The sequence below is a fragment of the Ruegeria sp. BB5 genome (genome assembly GCF_056539405.1).
This window is the reverse complement of record NZ_JBQFUX010000012.1, coordinates 50,086-68,003: the sequence shown is the minus strand read 5'-3', so window position 1 is coordinate 68,003 and position 17,918 is coordinate 50,086. Positions and strand designations below refer to the sequence as shown.

The following is a 17,918-nucleotide window of genomic DNA, read 5'->3' as shown; positions in this document are numbered from 1 at the left end:
TTATGTCTGATGTATCCGTCAAAATCTGCGGTCTGACCGCCCCTGATCACGTGCGTGCAGCGGTGGATGCTGGCGCACGCTATGTCGGGTTTGTCTTCTTTCCCAAATCGCCCCGCCATCTTGAGATCCCAGCCGCCGCAGAACTGGCCCATTTGGCGCCCGCCGGGGTTGCCAAGGTCGTGCTGACGGTGAATGCGACGGATGAGGAGTTGGACCGGATCGTCGCCAATGTACCGCTGGACATGTTGCAACTGCACGGCAAGGAAAGCCCGGATCGGGTGGCCGAGGTTCGCGACCGTTTTGGTTTGCCGGTGATGAAGGCAATCGGCGTGGCCGAGGCAGAAGACCTTGCTGCGATTGATCTCTATTCCGAAGTTGCCGACCAGCTGCTGATCGACGCAAAGCCGCCATCTAACGCGGAACTGCCGGGTGGCAATGGTCTGGCGTTTGACTGGCGTTTGTTGGCGGGACGCAAATACTGGCAACGTCCGTGGATGCTGGCCGGGGGGCTGACGCCCGAGAACGTCGCCGAGGCGATCCGCATGACCGGTGCGCGACAGGTGGATGTCTCGTCAGGAGTCGAAGGTGCACCCGGCGTCAAGGATTCGGCATTGGTCCGGGCCTTTATCGACGCGACCCGGTGATCTGATCGGCAAACACCTGCGTATCCCCGATAGGGGAGGACGTAATCATGCTGGCGGCGATCGGCGGAGTTTCATTGAAACGATGGTACTATGGGCCAGAGTTCTTCTGGCGCGCCCGTCAGGCATTGCTACAAGCGCGCGGTGACCCCTTGTGCCTGCATGCTGGCGTGTTCCCACACCAGGGGCTGTATTTCTCGCTAAGCGTCTGGCACGACCTCGAAGCCATGTTAACCTTTGCCCAGTCGGGTCCCCACCGCCAGGTCGTTCTAGCGGCCAATCGACTGGCAGATGTGAATCAGTTCTATCACTTTCCCTGTATTGCCGTGCCCAGCAACCAGCAGGCGTTACAGATTTGGGCACAGCATGTTCAAGCGGCGGAATGATGCGTTTTGCCATGGCAAATCCTGTCGTCACCTCCTATGAACAACGGGTACGACGAGGGAGACACCCATGGCCAACGATCTTTTCAATTCCTTCATGTCCGGTCCCGACGAAAAGGGCCGTTTCGGTATATTCGGCGGGCGGTTCGTCAGCGAAACGCTGATGCCTCTGATCCTGTCGCTGGAAGAGGAATATGAAAAGGCCAAGGACGATTCCACCTTCTGGGCTGAGATGGACGATCTGTGGGCGAATTATGTGGGCCGCCCGTCACCGCTGTATTTCGCGGAACGCCTGACCGAGCATCTGGGCGGTGCGAAAATCTACCTGAAACGCGATGAGCTGAACCACACCGGCGCGCATAAGATCAACAACGTTCTGGGCCAGATCATTCTGGCGCGGCGCATGGGCAAGACCCGGATAATCGCGGAAACCGGGGCAGGGCAGCACGGCGTGGCTACCGCCACCGTCTGCGCCAAGTTTGGTCTGAAATGTGTGGTCTACATGGGCGCGCATGACGTGCAGCGTCAGGCCCCGAACGTGTTCCGCATGCGCTTGCTGGGGGCCGAGGTGATACCGGTGACCTCTGGCCGTGGGACACTGAAAGACGCGATGAACGACGCGCTGCGCGACTGGGTAACCAATGTCCGGGACACGTTCTATTGCATCGGCACCGTCGCTGGTCCGCACCCGTACCCGGCGATGGTCCGGGATTTCCAGTCGATCATTGGCAAGGAAGCCAAGGAACAGATGATGAAGGCCGAAGGTCGTCTGCCCGACACGATCATTGCCGCCATTGGTGGTGGATCGAACGCAATGGGCCTGTTTTACCCGTTCCTCGACGACAAAGACGTCAACATCATTGGCGTTGAGGCCGGCGGCAAAGGCGTGAACGAGAAGATGGAGCACTGCGCCTCGCTGACCGGCGGGCGTCCGGGCGTTTTGCACGGCAATCGCACCTATTTGCTGCAGGATGATGACGGGCAGATTCTGGAAGGCTATTCAATCTCGGCCGGTTTAGATTACCCCGGTATCGGACCCGAGCATTCTTGGCTGCACGACATTGGCCGGGCGAACTATGTCTCGATCACTGACAAAGAGGCACTGGAAGCGTTCCAGCTGTGCTGCGCGACCGAGGGCATCATCCCGGCGTTGGAACCCTGCCACGCGTTGGCGCATGTGATGAAAATTGCGCCCGAGCTGCCCAAGGATCACCTGATCTGCATGAACATGTGTGGGCGTGGCGACAAGGACGTACAGACCGTGGCCAAATATCTGAACTTCGACATGTCGGATACCGAAGGCCGCAGCGCAGACTGACCAAGCGATAAAATTTGAAATTTTTGACAAGAGCGGCGCGCCTGAAACGGGTGTGCCGCTTTGTTTTTGGATACAGGCCTTTTCAAATATTGCGCAACTGGGTAACTTTGTTGCGTGACCGCCACAGGTGCGATTTTGACCTTCAGAAATTTATTGAGCGAATCCAGACCTTTCGCCTAAACCCGCCGTTACCGGTCACATCGGGCCGGACCCTAGCGGGCAGAGGTGATTACTCTCTCGGTGCGGACGGCGCTGCCGAAACCGTATGCCAGGGCCGAAACCGGGGATTGGTATGCTTTGTAGCTCAATTGGATAGAGCGGCAGGTTTCCCATCTGTAGGCGAAGGTTCAATTCCTTCCAAAGCTCCAAATGTAGCTCATTCTGGTGAGAGCAATCGACCGCAAATCGATGTGTAACGGGTTCGAATCCCGTCATTTGACAAAGCTGTTAAGTCAGCACCGGCCTTCCACGCCGGCCCGTGAAAACGGTCCAAAATCATAAGGGTCCGGGTGTTCCCCAGCAGGGGTGACACCGCGCAACGTCAGGCTTAGGCCGGGCGGGGCAGGGGGTCTTCGCTGCTCTGGTCTTGGGCCGGAGGGCTGATGACGGTGCCGCCGGATCGGTGCCCCGCTTAGCCCTTTGGGCAAGGCGGCGCATCGGTCCCGCGCCCCTCTCTCTGACCTTCCCGCGCAGGGGCATGGCGCGGGGGATGCTCGGATCTTTCCTGCCTTCGTCCGAAGGCCTCACACCTGTCACCCGTTCGGGGTGCAACCCACTGAAAACATGAAAAGGAGTTCGCATTTGCGACGACGATAGAGCGAGACGAAAAGGAAAAATGATATGACACTGTTCCAAGATCTGATTGACCGGCTGACCGGCCACCGGCGGCTGACCCTGACCGAGACCCAGCGGATGCTGGTCCTGCGCAACGGGGTGTTCGATGCAATCCTGGGCGCCGGGAAACACCGGCTGCCGCGCAAGGATGTGCTGACCGAGTTGCACGATCTGGAGAAGCTCTTTTTCGTGTCGCCCTATGAACGGGCACTGATGCAGAACCGGCCCGAGCTGGCTGCCAAGCATCTGACCGAGTTCCGGGCTGGGCCTGACGAAGTTCTGGTTCTGCTGCGGGATGGGGTCCCTGTTCGGGTGCTGAACCCCGAAGCGCGGGCGCTGGTCTGGAAGGCCGCAGGGCCGTGGAAGGTCGAGCATCACGCGCTGACCGAGACCATGGTTGTTCCCAAAGTGGCGGCTCAGCGGTTGGTTCGGGCCGGGCTGCGGCTGAACCTGACGCAGGTCGAGGTTGCCGAAGGGCATACCGGGCTGCTGACGGTTGACGGGGTACTGGTGGATCAGCTGGACCCTGGGGCGCATGCCTTCTGGAAAGTGGGGCGAAACGTCGAGGTTAAACAGATCGACCTGCGGCAACGGACCCATGAGGTGACAGGGCAAGAGATCCTGACCAAGGACCGGGTTACCATCCGGGTCAACCTGTCTGCCGATTACCGGGTCATTGATCCGGTCACGGCGGTAGGGTCGGTCAAGGACTTCGATCAGGCCTTGCACCGGGCGCTGCAACTGGCGTTCCGGAAGACCTTGGGGGCGATGACGCTGGACCGGCTGCTTGCCGAGAAAGTGACCGTCGACACCGAAGCCGCGGATCGGGTGCGGACACAGATGGCCGGGATCGGTATCGAAGTGGGGGAGATCGCGTTGAAAGACGTCATCCTGCCCGGGGAGATGCGGGAGATCCTGACCGCCGTGGTCGCCGCCGAGAAACAGGCTGAGGCCAACGTCATCCGGCGGCGGGAAGAAACCAACGCCACGCGGTCCCTACTGAACACCGCGAAGGTGATGGCGGAAAACCCGATGATGCTGCGGTTGAAAGAGCTGGAAGCTCTGGAAACCATCGCGGGGAAAGTCGAACGGCTGACGGTTCACAACGGGACCGAAGGGCTGATGTCTGACCTTGTCAAACTGCGGGAGTGATCCCGAATAAGGGCCGGTCCGGGGTTTCCTGGGCCGGTCCGCTTACTCTGAAGTGGCGTTTTCTTTCAGAAGGCGTAGCGGAATGATCTCAAGCGCCCGCTGATGGGTCGCCTCAAGATGCACCTTGGGCGCGCAACCTTCGTCATGGGCCTGCAGGAAGCGCGCGGCGCACAGGCACCAACTGTCACCGGGGTTCAGACCCGGAAAGTTGAACTCCGGGCGCGGGGTGCTCAGGTCGTTTCCAACGTATTTCGAAAAGGCCAGAAACTCGGCCGTCATCACCGCGCAAACCGTGTGGCTGCCCTGATCTTCGGGGCAGGTATTGCAAGCCCCGTCCCGAAAGAAACCAGTCAGCGGATCACGGGAACAGGGGCTGAGAACGCCGCCCAATACATTGATACTGTCTTGTTTTTGCATAGGACCACCTTACAGGCTTTGGGCGATCTTGCGGAACATTTCTATGTTTGCTTCGTTGATGCCGGGATCGCGGAACTGGCGATCTGCGCCGGTTGTGACGATCAGCACGCCGCGCGGCTGGTCGAAATAGATGTACTGGCCGTACACACCACGAGCCAGAAATTCACCTTCATGCGCGCCAAGAGGAATCCACCACTGATAACCATAGCCGATCTCGCCGGGCGCAGTCGGTGCGCTGGGCAGGACGGATTCGGTGATCCAGTCGACCGGGATCAGTTGCTGGCCTTCATGGACGCCATTTTGCAGGATCATCTGACCAAAGCGTGCGAAATCGCGCGTGGTGAAGTTCAATCCACCTAACACAAAAGCAACTCCGGCACCGTCAGTCACGTAATAGCCGTCGTGTTCCAGGCCCAAGGGGTGAATGATCTTTTCGACCAGCAAATCTGTCACACTGCGCCCCGTGGCCCCGCGGATGACCATTCCTATCACATGGGTGTCAATCGACACGTATTGCCAGGTCTCGCCGGGCGTGGCGAACGTATCCTGCAGTGAGGCCGCGAAATCGTCCAACTCTCCGCCCAAGGCGATGACACGACCCATTCGGTTGATGTCCGAATTGGGGTCGAAATAATCCTCATCGAAAGTAACTCCGCTGGCCATGTTCAACACATTGCGGATCGACGCGCCGTCATAAGCGGTGCCCTCCAACTGCGGCGCATATTTCACCACGGGATCGTCCAGCGAGTCGATTGCGCTCTCGGCTAACAGGATGCCGAAAAGCGCGGACAAATAGCTTTTGGCCACCGACCATGAAATCCGGCGATCCTCGGGCGTCGTGCCCAGATAGTATTCTTCGAACCGGATTTGCCCGTCCTGCATCACCAGCAGAGAGGTTACAGAGCGATCTTCGATCCACGCATCGGTATCCTCGGGCAGATCAAAGCCGGGTCCGTAAGGCAATTCCCAGGTCGGCCCGTCGCCACGGGGCAAGTCGACCGTCAGGAAAGCGTCGTTCATATGAGAGAAGTTGTGAACGATCTTTTCCTCGGAAAATAACGAGTTCACAGCCATAAGGCGTTGCAGTTCTTCGCGTTTCCAGAACCCGACAACGACCGCTGCCAGCACCAGCATCAACACGATGCGCAGCACCCATTTCAACATAGATCTCATATGTCGCCTCCCCGATCCATGCTGCATTGGAACGCGCCAAAAGCCGTTGTGCAATTGGGACGTTGCGGCAAGGTCACCCGTCTTATTTGAACTTGTCCAGTAGCTTCTGCATGGCCGAGCGCGTATCGACCTCTGGTTCTGCAGCAGGTTTGGCGGTTGCTTTGGGCGCCTCGGCCGGTGACTTTGACGACCGGGGCGGGGCTGTGCGTAGGGCGACGGCGTTCATGAACTTGCCGCCATCCCCGTCGGCCAGATAGCCTGCACCGTCCGACACGCCGCGCAACACGTCGTCAAGCCAGTCAGCGTCGGCCTTGGCAAAGTCGCCCAGGACGTAAGGAGAGACCATTTCCTTCCGGCCCGGATGCCCGATCCCCAACCGTACTCGATCATAGGCGGGGCTGATATGTTCGTGGATTGAACGTAGCCCGTTGTGCCCGGCATGTCCGCCGCCCGCCTTGACGCGCACCTTGCCGGGGGCAAGGTCCAGCTCATCATGAAAGATCGTCACATCGGTCGAGTCGAGCTTGTAAAACCGCATCGCCTCACCCACGGACTGACCAGAACGGTTCATGAAGGTCTGCGGCTTGATCAGCAGTACCTTTTCGCGGCCTAACCGACCTTCGGAGATCTCGGCCTGAAACTTGGACTTCCACGGCCCAAAGCCGTGATCCTCGGCAATGCGATCAACGGCCAAAAAGCCGATATTGTGCCGGTTGCGGGCGTATTTCGACCCCGGGTTCCCCAATCCGACAAACAATTTCATAGTCTCGTCCTTGTGCATTGCGACATGAGCAGGTGGTTGATGGCACGGAATGCCATTAGTTTTCCAGCCCATATGCGCCAAAAGAAAACGGGGCCCGATCAAGGCCCCGTTTCCAAATCCGAATTGTTGGGTCCGGACTTATTCTTCTGCTTCTTCCTGGCCGACGACTTCAACTTCGTCAACTGCCACTTCTTCGCCTTCTTCCTCATCGTCGTCGGTCGCCAGACCGGTCGGTGCCGAAACGTTGGCTATCACGAAGTCACGGTCGATGGTCGGCTTAGTGCCTGCGGGCAGGTCCACGGCCGAGATGGTGACAACGTCGTTGATCTCCATGCCGGTTACATCGACGATGATCTTCTCAGGAATGTCACCTGCGGTACACATCAGTTCGACTTCCGGACGAACAACGGTCAGAACGCCGCCCTTTTTGATGCCGGGTGCTTCTTCTTCGTTGATGAACTCAACTGGGATGAACAGCGCGATCTTAGTGGTCCGACGCAGGCGCATCAGGTCTAGGTGGGTCGGCAGGTCTTTGACAACGTCACGCTGAACGTCGCGGCAGATGACACGAACGTCTTCGTGGCCTTCAACCTTCAGGTTCCACAGGGTCGACTTGAACCGGCCTGCTTTCAGGCGCTTGAACAGGACGTTGAACGGGATCTGAATCGGCAGCGGCTCTTTATCGCCACCAAAAACAATGCCCGGAACCATGCCGTCGCGGCGTGCTTGACGAGCGGCGCCCTTGCCTGTCCCCGTCCGTTCCAGAGCTACGAGATCAGGAATCTCTCCAGCCATGATAAATTCTCCAATGTTAGGGCGGGCATCCTCCAAGGCTGTATGCCCGCGTGAAGCCGCGTCCTTATCTCGATTCATTGGGTTTGGAAAGGGGTTCACCCGAATAATTTTTTAGCGAGGCTCTGCCTCGCGCTCCGAGGTATTTTGGGCCAGATGAACAAAGGGTTCCAGGTTCATCTGGCCTGAATGACACAGTGGCGGCGGCTGTAAAGTCCGCAGCCCAGCCGCGGGTCAGCTCGCAGGCGGTGTATTTTGCCAGAGGCCGCCGAAATCCTCGGGGATCAGCAGATTGTGACGTCCCAAATCGCCAACATTGCGTTCGCCACATAGCGCCATGGTTGTGTCCAGTTCCTTTTGAATGACGTCCAGCGCAGTGGTGACACCTTTCTGACCCATCGCACCCAGCCCATAGACAAAGGCGCGACCGACATAGGTGCCCTTGGCCCCCAGAGCCAGCGCCTTCAGCACGTCCTGACCCGAGCGGATTCCACTGTCCAAATGAACCTCGATGTCACCGCCGACGGCATCCATGATCTGCGGCAGCATGCGAATAGAGCTGAGCGCACCGTCCAACTGACGCCCGCCGTGATTTGAGACGACAATGGCATCGGCCCCAAGTTTCGCGGCCATTTTGGCGTCTTCGGCATCCAGAATACCCTTGAGGATGACCTTGCCGCCCCATTGTTTCATCAGCTTTTCGACCTTTGCCCAGTCGAGGCTGGGGTCGAACTGTTCAGCCGTCCACGCACCTAGGGACGACGCATCCGAGATACCCTCGACATGGCCGACGATATTGCCAAACTCGCGCCGTTTCGCCCCCAGCATTTCGATGCCCCAGGACCACTTGGTCATCAGGTTCGCAATCGTTTTCGCGGTCAGTTTTGGCGGTGCAGACAGGCCGTTTTTCAAATCCTTGTGCCGTTGGCCCAAAATCTGCAAATCCAGCGTGATGACCAGGGCCGAGCATTTCGCATCTTTGGCCCGTTGGATCAGGCGGCTGACATAGTCCTGATCCTTCATCGTATAAAGCTGAAACCAGAACGGTTTTGACGTGTGCTCGGCCACATCCTCGATTGAATTAATCGACATGGTCGACAGGGTAAACGGCACACCGAACTCTTCAGCGGCTTTGGCGGCCTTCATTTCGCCGTCCGCGTGCTGCATGCCCGTTAAGCCAACCGGCGCCAGCGCGACCGGCATCGCCACATCTTCACCGATCATCTGCGAAGCGGTGGATCGTCCCGCCATATCCACGGCCACCCGTTGACGCAGGCGGATATCCGAGAAATCCGAACTGTTGTCGCGAAACGTTTGTTCGGTCCAACTACCGCTTTCGGCATAGTCGTAGAACATCCGAGGCACCCGTCGTTCATAGATACGTCGAAGATCTTCGATAGTGGTGATTATGGGCATGAGGCAGCGCCTTTGATTGATCGGTCAGGTAGTTCTACTGGCGCAACATCAAGGGCGCAATTGGCTGAGGCGCGAAAAAAACCGCAGCAGGCCGGAGGCTTGCTGCGGTTTTGTTTTATTGGATCTTGTGATTGGTCGATCAGGCAGAATGGGCGCCGTCGGATAGTGTTTTTACAAAGTCCAGAACCTCGGCCACGGGCTTTCCTGCTCCGATCTGGCTGACAATGGCCGAGCCGACAACCGCGCCGTCGGCAACGCTGGCGATGGCCTTGGATTTCTCGGGTGTGTTGATGCCAAAGCCCACGATCACGGGCAGGTCGGTCGCGGATTTGATCCGGGCCACTTCGGGGCCGACATTCGTGGCTTGCGCTTCGGCAGCGCCGGTGATGCCGGTGATCGAGACGTAATAGACAAAGCCGGAAGTGTTCTGCAGAACGCGGGGCAGGCGTTTGTCATCGGTGGTCGGCGTCGCCAGGCGGATAAAATTCAGACCGGCGGCCTGGGCCGGCAGGCACAGTTCCTCATCTTCTTCCGGCGGCAGGTCGACGACAATCAGACCGTCGATACCGGCAGCTTGCGCATCGGCCAGAAAGGTGTCCACGCCGCGGCTGTAGATCGGATTGAAATAGCCCATCAGAACAATCGGGGTGGTGTCGTCGGTTTCACGGAAGGCGCGGGCCAGGTCCAGTGTCCGCTGCAAAGTCATGCCACCGTCCAATGCCCGTTGCCCTGCGGCCTGAATGGTCGGGCCATCCGCCATGGGATCGGTGAACGGCAAGCCCAGCTCAATCACATCCACACCAGCGCCCGGCAGGCCCTTGACCACCTCAAGCGAAGTTTCATAGTCGGGGTCCCCCGCCATGATATAGGCGACAAAAGCCTTTTTCCCTTCGGCCTTCAGGGCGGCGAACTTGGCGTCGATACGGGTCATCGGATGTCCTTGCAGTCAGGTTTGGACCTGATGTGCAGAAACTTTGCGCGAAAATCAATCCCGGTCCCGCGGGATACCGTCAGAATGCGAAATGATATCGCACCAGCGCCGAATTAACACCCGGGTTGTCATCCTGTGTGCTGGCATTGGATTTGTGGGTGATTGCCAAGGACACTTTGTTACCACTTTCTAAGGTGTATCCGAGACCCAAAAGGGTGCGAATCTGGAACTCTCCCCCAAGATCGTTGCGGCCTTCGCCCTCTGAGAAATACCCCGGCATGACACTGCCTTCGACGAACCAACGCTCGGCAAACCCGTAGGTTCCGATCAGGCCGATACCGATATGAATATCACCTGCGGTATCCACAGTCAGGGCACTACCCCATGAAGCGGCAAAACGGGAGGCCTCGTGAAAGGGGCGATGCTGATACTCGAGCGCGAACACAGCCTCGTCCTCGGATTGGCTATCCGAGAAATCTGAAAATCCTGCGCCAAAGACAAGGGATTGAGCTTGCGCTGCTGGCGCGGCCAAAAGCAGCGCGAAAATTGCAGAGGTAAACTTCATATTACACATTCACTATATGTTTGTTTGCAACACCTTACGTGGTGATCTTAGTGTGCCAATTTCAATCCGGGCAAGTTCACGAATGACGAACGATTTCGTGATGTTGTAAATTGGTCTTTTCCTCGTTTCCGCAGTCTGGCTTGCGCATTGATCCGGACCTGCATAGAAGCACCTCTCGAATGGCATCAGGAGGCCGCTATGGGTTTTAAAATGGGAATCGTGGGTCTGCCGAATGTGGGCAAGTCGACCCTCTTTAACGCGCTGACCAAAACCGCAGCCGCTCAGGCAGCAAATTTCCCGTTCTGTACCATTGAGCCCAATGTGGGGGACGTGGCCGTGCCTGATGACCGGTTGGACAAGCTGGCGGCGATTGCCAGCTCTAAGCAGATCATCCCAACACGGATGACCTTTGTGGACATCGCTGGTCTGGTTAAAGGCGCGTCCAAGGGTGAAGGGCTGGGCAACCAGTTTCTGGCCAATATCCGCGAGACCGACGCCATCGCCCATGTGCTACGCTGTTTTGAAGATGGTGACGTGACCCATGTGGACGGCCGCGTCGACCCCGTGGCCGATGCCGACACGATCGAGACGGAACTGATGCTGGCCGATCTGGAAAGCATCGAAAAGCGGCGCGCCAATCTGGTGCGCAAGCTGAAAGGCAACGACAAGGAAGCACAGCAGCAGGAACGCTTGCTGGCCGAGGCGCAGGCGATGCTGGAAAATGGCAAACCCGCGCGTCTGGTTGAGGTCTCGGACGAAGACGCCAAAGCGTGGAAGATGTTGCAACTGCTGACCACCAAACCAGTGCTATACGTTTGCAACGTGTCCGAAGAAGAAGCAGCTGACGGCAATGAATACTCTGCGAAAGTCGCCGAGATGGCCGCGGCGCAGGGCAATGCCCATGTCATCATCAGCGCCAAGATCGAAGAAGAGATCAGCCTGTTGGAAGAAGACGAAGCGCAGATGTTCCTGGAAGAGATGGGTTTGGAGGAACCCGGCCTCGACCGTCTGATCAAAGCTGGTTATGACCTGTTGAAGCTTGAGACTTATTTCACCGTCGGCCCGAAAGAGGCCCGCGCCTGGACCATTCGCACAGGCACCGCCGCACCACAGGCTGCTGGTGTGATCCATGGCGACTTCGAAAAAGGCTTTATCCGCGCCGAGACCATCGCTTATGACGACTTTATCTCGGCAAAAGGCGAACAGGGCGCGAAAGAGGCCGGCAAGATGCGGGCTGAGGGCAAGGGCTACATCGTCAAGGACGGCGACGTAATGCACTTCTTGTTCAACACCTAAGAGGTCTCTGTGTGCCCGGTCCATCAGGGACTGGGCGCATTTTAGACGCCGGGGTTAGTTTCCGGATTCCAGTTCCTGCCGTTGGGTGAAATAGTCCCAGACAACCCAGCTTTCCGCGATCTTTCCATCGGCGATCCGGTCGATCTGAACGCCGGTCCAGTTTACTGGCCGGTTAGTCGCGGGCACACCAAGGTATGCGCCTTTCTGGGTCCCGAAAAAGCGCCAATGGGTGGATATCCGGTCGCCTTCGGCGATCTGCCCAAAAATCTCGACCTTTAAATCAGGAAAGGCTTTATGGTTTGCTTCGACAATTTCGGTCCAGGTGGCCAAATCGACGCTTCCGGTTCCACCGGTTGCCAATGGCGCCTGATGGTTTTGATACTCGTCAGCGAAAATTGATCGGTCAATAGTGGAATCCGCAGCCCACATTTCAACAGCCTGTCGTGACAGATTTTTTGCTGCGGAGTTATCATTCTGTTGAGCCATCACGTTTCCTCCTGCCGCAATTGTCAGTAGTATTGTTAACGTCAAAATACGCCCTGCCAAGCCGGTGAGCTGTCTGGTCATTGGCTTCCTCCGTCAGTCATGTCGACACCAGTTTACGATAGCGCGCGCCGGGCCATCGCGGAAAGTGCCGTCTGCGGGTCGCTGGATCGCAACTTGTGCTTTCACCGGGCCGCAAACACGCTACTCTGCGCTTCTGATCTTAAGAAGAAGAACGGCATGATCGAAATCCGTGACCTGCAACTGCTTAGCGCTTTGGCGCGGCACCGTCATTTTGCCAAAGCGGCCGAGGAATGCGGGATATCGCAACCCGCCTTTTCAATGCGTATCCGCAACCTCGAAGATCGCTTGGGCGTGTCGATCGTCCGCCGCGCCAACCGGTTTCAGGGCCTGACCGAAGAGGGCGAGATGATCGTCCAGCGGGCACGGCGTATCCTTGATGACACCAAGGCGCTGGAACAGCAGGTGCTGGCCGCCAAGGGTGAGATCACCGGCACCCTGATACTGGGTGTGATCCCGACCGCGATTGCCTTTACCGGGCGGCTGACCAAACGGTTGCGGGATGCGCATCCCCGCATCATTACGCGCATCGAGACAATGTCTGCCACAGCGATCCAGCACCGTCTGGACGAGGGCAGTCTGGACGCGGGCATCACCTATGGGGATAGCATCGGGACCGATCTGCGGCAGGTGCAACCCTTGTACGAAGAGACCTATGTCTTGCTGGTGCCGTCGCATATGACGGATGAAACCGGCCCCATACCATGGGCACGTGTGGCCGAATTCCCACTCAGCCTGCTAGAGCCACAGATGCAGAACCGGCGCATCCTCGACCGGATTTTCGCTGAACAGGGCCTGCACCCGGATGTCGTCGCCGAAACCAGTGGATTTACCGCTTCGATGGTCATGGCACGCGAGGGGTTGGCGGCCACCGTGGTCCCTCGGGTGCTGGTGCGAGCGCTGGGTGATCTTAAGGGAACAAAGGTGCTGCCACTGGTCGATCCCGTTGTCAGCAAGCCGATTTGTCTTGCGACCCTTACACGGGATCCCGAATTGCCAACAGTCGAAGCGCTGCGTGCCGTGGTGACGTCTTTGCGGTGATAAACTGTCGTTATCGTGCGATTGAAATATGCGATTTGACGATATGCTATTCTGATGAGACACGGAGCCTCAATCGGAGGGCATCATGGCACCATTAGACACCAAGCCATCAGGCGCACCCAAGGGCGTCTGGAAGTCAGGTAAAGGCAAGGGGCGGCACACGCCCAAAGGCCGTCAATTCACGGATGAGGCACAGGCGGAAATTACACGTCTGCTGGGCGACCGCCCACGCCGTCGCGATCTGCTGATTGAATTCCTGCATTTGATTCAGGACGCACACGGCCATATCAGCGCCGACCACATCGCCGCTTTGGCGGTCGAAATGCGGGTGGGGCAGGCAGAGATCTATGAAACGGCAACCTTCTATGCCCACTTCGATGTAGTGAAAGAAGACGAGGCCCCTCCGCCCGCGTTGACGATCAGGGTCTGTGATTCTTTGTCCTGCGAAATGGCTGGTGCCCAGCAATTGCAAAAGGCGCTTGAGGATGGTCTGGACGCGTCCGAGGTTCGCGTTGTCCGCGCGCCTTGCATGGGGCGCTGCGATACGGCCCCCGTGCTTGAGATCGGTCACAACCATATCGACCATGCGACGCCGGAAAAGGTGCAGGCCGCGATTGCTGCCGGTGATACCCACGCCCATTTGCCCGACTATGAAACCTTCGTTGCCTATGCCGAAAACGGCGGTTATGCCAAACTGAAAGAGCTGCGCGACGGTGGCGATTGGGAGAAGGTGCAGGAAGACGTCCTGTCCTCGGGCCTGCGTGGTTTGGGTGGCGCTGGCTTCCCGTCCGGCAAGAAATGGGGCTTCGTTCGCATGAACGAAGGTCCGCGCTATCTGGCTGTGAACGGCGATGAGGGTGAGCCCGGCACGTTCAAGGACCGATACTATCTGGAACGCACGCCGCATGTTTTCCTTGAGGGCATGCTGATCGCCGCTTGGGCGGTCGAGGCTGAGACTTGCTTTATTTACATGCGCGACGAATATCCGGCAGTGCTGGAAATCCTGCGCCGTGAGATTGTAGCGCTGGAAGAGGCCGGGATCGTTGAGCCAGGCTATATCGACCTGCGCCGGGGGGCTGGCGCCTACATCTGCGGTGAAGAATCCGCGATGATCGAGTCGATCGAAGGCAAAAAGGGCCTGCCGCGTCATCGTCCTCCGTTCGTGGCGCAGGTTGGGGTCTTTAACTGCCCGACCTTGGTGCACAATGTTGAGACGCTGTATTGGGTCACCAAAGTGTGCCGTGAAGGGCCGGAATGCCTCAACAGCACTGAAAAGAACGGTCGCACGGGCCTGCGCAGCTATTCGGTTTCGGGCCGGGTGGCCAAGCCGGGCGTTTATCTGCTGCCCGCCGGATCGACCATTTTGGATGTGATTGAGGCCGCTGGTGGCATGGTCGAAGGCCAGACCTTCAAGGCGTATCAGCCAGGTGGACCGTCTTCGGGTCTGCTGCCTGCATCGATGGACGATATCCCGCTGGATTTTGATACGTTGCAACCGCATGGCACCTTTATCGGCTCGGCCGCCGTGGTGGTTCTGTCTGATCAAGACACCGCGCGTGATGCGGCGCTGAATATGCTGCGGTTCTTCGAGGATGAAAGCTGTGGCCAGTGTACGCCTTGCCGGGCGGGCTGTGAAAAGGCGGTCAAGCTGATGCAGGCCGACAAGTGGGATCAGGACCTGCTGGAGGATCTGTGTCAAGTCATGGGCGACGCGTCCATCTGCGGTCTGGGGCAGGCGGCCCCGAACCCGATCCGCCTGGTCATGAAACACTTCGCTGACGAAATCTGAGGGAGACAGAGCCATGCTTGATGCAAGCCCAACCAAGACCGTCACCTTCAACCTGAACGGCGATGACGTCACCGTGCCCGAGGGCACCACGATCTGGGACGCGGCCAATGGCCGTGGACTGGTCATTCCGCACCTGTGCCACAAGCCGGCACCGGGCTACAAACCCGACGGCAACTGCCGCGCCTGTATGGTCGAGGTGGAAGGCGAGCGCACTCTGGTCGCCTCGTGCATCCGCCCTGCCTCGGAAGGTATGGTTGTCAAGACAGACACCGACCGCGCCGAAAAATCGCGTGCGATGGTCATGGAACTGCTGGTCGCTGACCAGCCCGAACAGCCACATGATGTGTCCAGCCACTTCTGGGACATGGCCAAGCTGAACGATGTCAGCGACAGCCGCTTCCCGGCCAAAGAGGCCGAAAAGATCCCGCTGCTGGATGACAGCCACGTTGCGATGCGCGTCAATCTGGACGCCTGCATCAACTGTAACCTCTGTGTCCGCGCCTGCCGTGACGTGCAGGTCAACGACGTGATCGGAATGGCCGGTCGCGGCCATACCTCGCAAGTGGTGTTCGATCAGAACGACCCGATGGGGACTTCGACCTGCGTAGCTTGTGGCGAATGTGTTCAGGCCTGCCCGACGGGTGCCTTGATGCCGGCCACCGTGCTGGACGATCAGCAACAGGGGGACAGCAAGGATTACGACTCTGAAACCGAAAGCGTCTGCCCGTTCTGTGGTGTTGGCTGCAAAGTCTCGCTGAAGGTCAAGGATGGCAAGGTCAAGTATGTCGAAGGCATCAACGGCCCCGCAAACGAAGGCCGTCTGTGCGTCAAAGGCCGCTTTGGCTTCGACTATATCCACCACCCGCACCGCTTGACCAAACCGCTGATCCGGCGCGAGGATGCGCCTGCCAAGGGCCTGAACGTCGATCCCGGAAAACTATCGACCCATTTCCGCGAAGCGACCTGGGAAGAGGCGATGGATCTGGCCGCCACCAAGCTGAAGGCGATGCGCGACGAGGACCCGCGCAGCGTGGCCGGTTTCGGTTCGGCCAAATGCACCAACGAAGAGGCCTATCTGTTCCAGAAGTTCATCCGTCAGGGCTTCCGCCACAACAACGTCGACCACTGCACCCGTCTGTGCCACGCGTCGTCGGTTGCGGCCCTGATTGAGAACGTAGGCTCCGGCGCTGTGACCGCGACCTTTAACGAGATCGAAAACGCGGATGTGGCGATCATCATCGGGGCCAACCCGATCGAAAACCACCCCGTTGCAGCGACCTATTTCAAGCAGTTCACCAAGCGCGGTGGCAAGCTGATCGTGATGGATCCGCGCGGCGTTGGAATGCGCAAGTTCGCGGATGAGATGCTGCAATTCCGCCCCGGTGCGGATGTCTCGATGCTGAATGCGATCATGAATGTGATCGTCGAGGAAGAGCTGTATGACAGCCAATACATCCACCGCTGGACCGAGAACTGGGAGGCCGAGAAAGAACATCTGCGACAGTTCACACCCGAAGCGATGTCGCCGATCTGCGGTATTGAACCGGACCAGCTGCGCCGCGTCGCCCGCACCTTTGCGCAGGCCAAAGCCGGTCTGATCTTCTGGGGCATGGGCGTCAGCCAACACATCCACGGCACGGATAACTCGCGTTGCTTGATCTCGCTGGCACTGATGACCGGAAATGTTGGTAAGCCGGGCGCGGGTTTGCACCCGCTGCGCGGTCAGAACAACGTGCAAGGCGCCTCTGATGCGGGTCTGATCCCGATGTTCTTGCCGGATTATCAGTCGGTTACTGACGACAACATCCGCGCAAAGTTCAACAACGTATGGAACTCTGAGGATTTCTCGAACGAGAAGGGCCTGACGGTTACCGAGATCATTGATCAGGCTTACGCGGGCAACATCAAGGGGATGTACATTCAGGGTGAAAACCCGGCCATGTCCGACCCGGATGTGGGTCACGCGCGCGAGGCACTGGCCAAGCTGGATCTGATGATCGTACAGGATATCTTCCTGACCGAAACGGCGAACTATGCTGACATCATCCTGCCCGCCTCGGCGCTGTATGAAAAGAACGGCACCGTGTCGAACACCAACCGTCAGGTGCAGCGGGTGCGCCCCGCTGTGACGCCTCCGGGTGAGGCGCGCGAGGATTGGAAGATCACGGTGGAACTGGCGCAGCGTATCGGTTTGAACTGGGATTACACGGATGTGTCTCAGGTCTTTGCCGAGATGAAGCTGACCATGGCATCGCTGGACAACATTACGTGGGAGCGTCTGGAAACAGAAACGATCACCTACCCGTCGCTCAGCGAAACCGATCCGGGTCAGGCGATTGTGTTTGGCGATGGTTTCCCGCGTGCCGATGGCCGTGCGCGGTTTACCCCTGCCAGCGTCATCCCACCGGACGAAGCGCCGGATGACGAATATCCGATGATCGCCACGACCGGCCGTCAGTTGGAACATTGGCACACCGGGTCCATGACCCGCCGTGCTAAGGTTCTGGATGCCGTAGAACCGGAAGCGAACTGTTCATTGAACCCCCGAACGCTCAAGCTGATGGGGATCGAACCGGGCGAAATGATCCGTCTGACCACACGGCGTGGTTCGATCGAGATCATGGCACGCGCGGACCGGGCCATTGCCGAGGACATGGTGTTCATCCCCTTCGCCTATGTCGAGGCGGCGGCGAACATCCTGACCAACTCGGCCATCGATCCGTTTGGCAAAATCCCCGAGTTCAAGTTCTCGGCTATCCGGGTTGAAAAAATCGAAGACGCGGTCGCGGCAGAATGACCTTGTTGCGTACGCAGCATGAAAGGCGGCCGATTGGGCCGCCTTT

The 17,918-nt window shown here is 58.4% G+C and carries 16 protein-coding genes and 1 tRNA gene; 9 read left to right on the top strand and 8 right to left on the bottom strand.

Features of this window, described 5'->3' with window-relative positions:
• The first annotated feature begins 2 nt into the window (after window positions 1–2).
• The 5 genes from ACR0DL_RS20045 to ACR0DL_RS20025 all read left to right on the top strand — a co-directional run bounded on the left by ACR0DL_RS20045 (window position 3) and on the right by ACR0DL_RS20025 (window position 4,328).
• Window positions 3–644 (top strand): phosphoribosylanthranilate isomerase, encoded by a 642-nt coding sequence (locus tag ACR0DL_RS20045; protein WP_480690931.1) that lies wholly within the window; start codon window positions 3–5, stop codon window positions 642–644.
• Window positions 645–691: 47 nt separating this feature from the next.
• Entirely contained in the window at window positions 692–1,027 is a 336-nt protein-coding gene (locus ACR0DL_RS20040; protein WP_170399161.1) for a hypothetical protein, read from the top strand.
• 67 nt (window positions 1,028–1,094) lie between these two features.
• Complete coding sequence (trpB, locus tag ACR0DL_RS20035; RefSeq protein WP_480690929.1) at window positions 1,095–2,342, top strand: tryptophan synthase subunit beta; 1,248 nt, start codon at window positions 1,095–1,097, stop codon at window positions 2,340–2,342.
• Between the two features lie 365 nt (window positions 2,343–2,707).
• Window positions 2,708–2,782 (top strand) — tRNA-Cys (locus ACR0DL_RS20030).
• 400 nt (window positions 2,783–3,182) lie between these two features.
• On the top strand, window positions 3,183–4,328 hold the full coding sequence (locus ACR0DL_RS20025) for a slipin family protein (protein ID WP_480690927.1): 1,146 nt from the start codon (window positions 3,183–3,185) through the stop codon (window positions 4,326–4,328).
• A 42-nt stretch (window positions 4,329–4,370) separates the two neighbouring features.
• Here the strand turns inward: ACR0DL_RS20025 and ACR0DL_RS20020 are convergent, their stop codons facing one another.
• The 7 genes from ACR0DL_RS20020 to ACR0DL_RS19990 all read right to left on the bottom strand — a co-directional run bounded on the left by ACR0DL_RS20020 (window position 4,371) and on the right by ACR0DL_RS19990 (window position 10,385).
• Window positions 4,371–4,745, bottom strand: coding sequence for a DUF2237 family protein (locus ACR0DL_RS20020; RefSeq protein WP_480690926.1), 375 nt, complete (start codon window positions 4,743–4,745; stop codon window positions 4,371–4,373).
• Window positions 4,746–4,754: 9 nt separating this feature from the next.
• Complete coding sequence (locus tag ACR0DL_RS20015) at window positions 4,755–5,918, bottom strand: serine hydrolase domain-containing protein (RefSeq protein ID WP_480690924.1); 1,164 nt, start codon at window positions 5,916–5,918, stop codon at window positions 4,755–4,757.
• Window positions 5,919–6,000: 82 nt separating this feature from the next.
• Window positions 6,001–6,681: an aminoacyl-tRNA hydrolase gene (gene pth / locus ACR0DL_RS20010; RefSeq protein WP_170399171.1), complete on the bottom strand. Its 681-nt coding sequence runs from the start codon at window positions 6,679–6,681 to the stop codon at window positions 6,001–6,003.
• 138 nt (window positions 6,682–6,819) lie between these two features.
• Complete coding sequence (locus ACR0DL_RS20005) at window positions 6,820–7,476, bottom strand: 50S ribosomal protein L25/general stress protein Ctc (protein WP_170351752.1); 657 nt, start codon at window positions 7,474–7,476, stop codon at window positions 6,820–6,822.
• 231 nt (window positions 7,477–7,707) lie between these two features.
• The gene (locus ACR0DL_RS20000; protein WP_480690922.1) at window positions 7,708–8,889 is read right to left on the bottom strand and encodes an alpha-hydroxy acid oxidase; all 1,182 of its coding nucleotides are present in this window, start codon (window positions 8,887–8,889) and stop codon (window positions 7,708–7,710) included.
• A gap of 139 nt (window positions 8,890–9,028) precedes the next feature.
• Window positions 9,029–9,820, bottom strand: coding sequence for a tryptophan synthase subunit alpha (gene trpA / locus ACR0DL_RS19995; RefSeq protein WP_170378995.1), 792 nt, complete (start codon window positions 9,818–9,820; stop codon window positions 9,029–9,031).
• A 79-nt stretch (window positions 9,821–9,899) separates the two neighbouring features.
• Window positions 9,900–10,385 carry an acyloxyacyl hydrolase gene (locus tag ACR0DL_RS19990; RefSeq protein ID WP_170351749.1) on the bottom strand — a complete coding sequence of 162 codons (486 nt, stop codon included), beginning with the start codon at window positions 10,383–10,385 and terminating at the stop codon, window positions 9,900–9,902.
• 198 nt (window positions 10,386–10,583) lie between these two features.
• Here ACR0DL_RS19990 and ychF point away from each other — a divergent pair, with 198 nt between their 5' ends.
• The gene (gene ychF / locus ACR0DL_RS19985; protein WP_170351748.1) at window positions 10,584–11,681 is read left to right on the top strand and encodes a redox-regulated ATPase YchF; all 1,098 of its coding nucleotides are present in this window, start codon (window positions 10,584–10,586) and stop codon (window positions 11,679–11,681) included.
• Between the two features lie 54 nt (window positions 11,682–11,735).
• On the opposite strand, the gene ACR0DL_RS19980 is transcribed toward ychF, so the two are convergent.
• A complete protein-coding gene (locus tag ACR0DL_RS19980; protein ID WP_480690920.1) occupies window positions 11,736–12,167 on the bottom strand; it encodes an ester cyclase in 432 nt (143 codons plus the stop codon).
• A 237-nt stretch (window positions 12,168–12,404) separates the two neighbouring features.
• Here ACR0DL_RS19980 and ACR0DL_RS19975 point away from each other — a divergent pair, with 237 nt between their 5' ends.
• The 3 genes from ACR0DL_RS19975 (at window position 12,405) to fdhF (ending at window position 17,872) form a co-directional block, all read left to right on the top strand.
• Entirely contained in the window at window positions 12,405–13,286 is an 882-nt protein-coding gene (locus ACR0DL_RS19975) for a LysR family transcriptional regulator (protein ID WP_170399292.1), read from the top strand.
• 85 nt (window positions 13,287–13,371) lie between these two features.
• Window positions 13,372–15,075, top strand: a complete 1,704-nt coding sequence (locus tag ACR0DL_RS19970; RefSeq protein WP_480690918.1) for an NAD(P)H-dependent oxidoreductase subunit E — start codon at window positions 13,372–13,374, stop codon at window positions 15,073–15,075.
• 13 nt (window positions 15,076–15,088) lie between these two features.
• On the top strand, window positions 15,089–17,872 hold the full coding sequence (fdhF, locus tag ACR0DL_RS19965; protein ID WP_480690916.1) for a formate dehydrogenase subunit alpha: 2,784 nt from the start codon (window positions 15,089–15,091) through the stop codon (window positions 17,870–17,872).
• Window positions 17,873–17,918 lie beyond the last annotated feature (46 nt).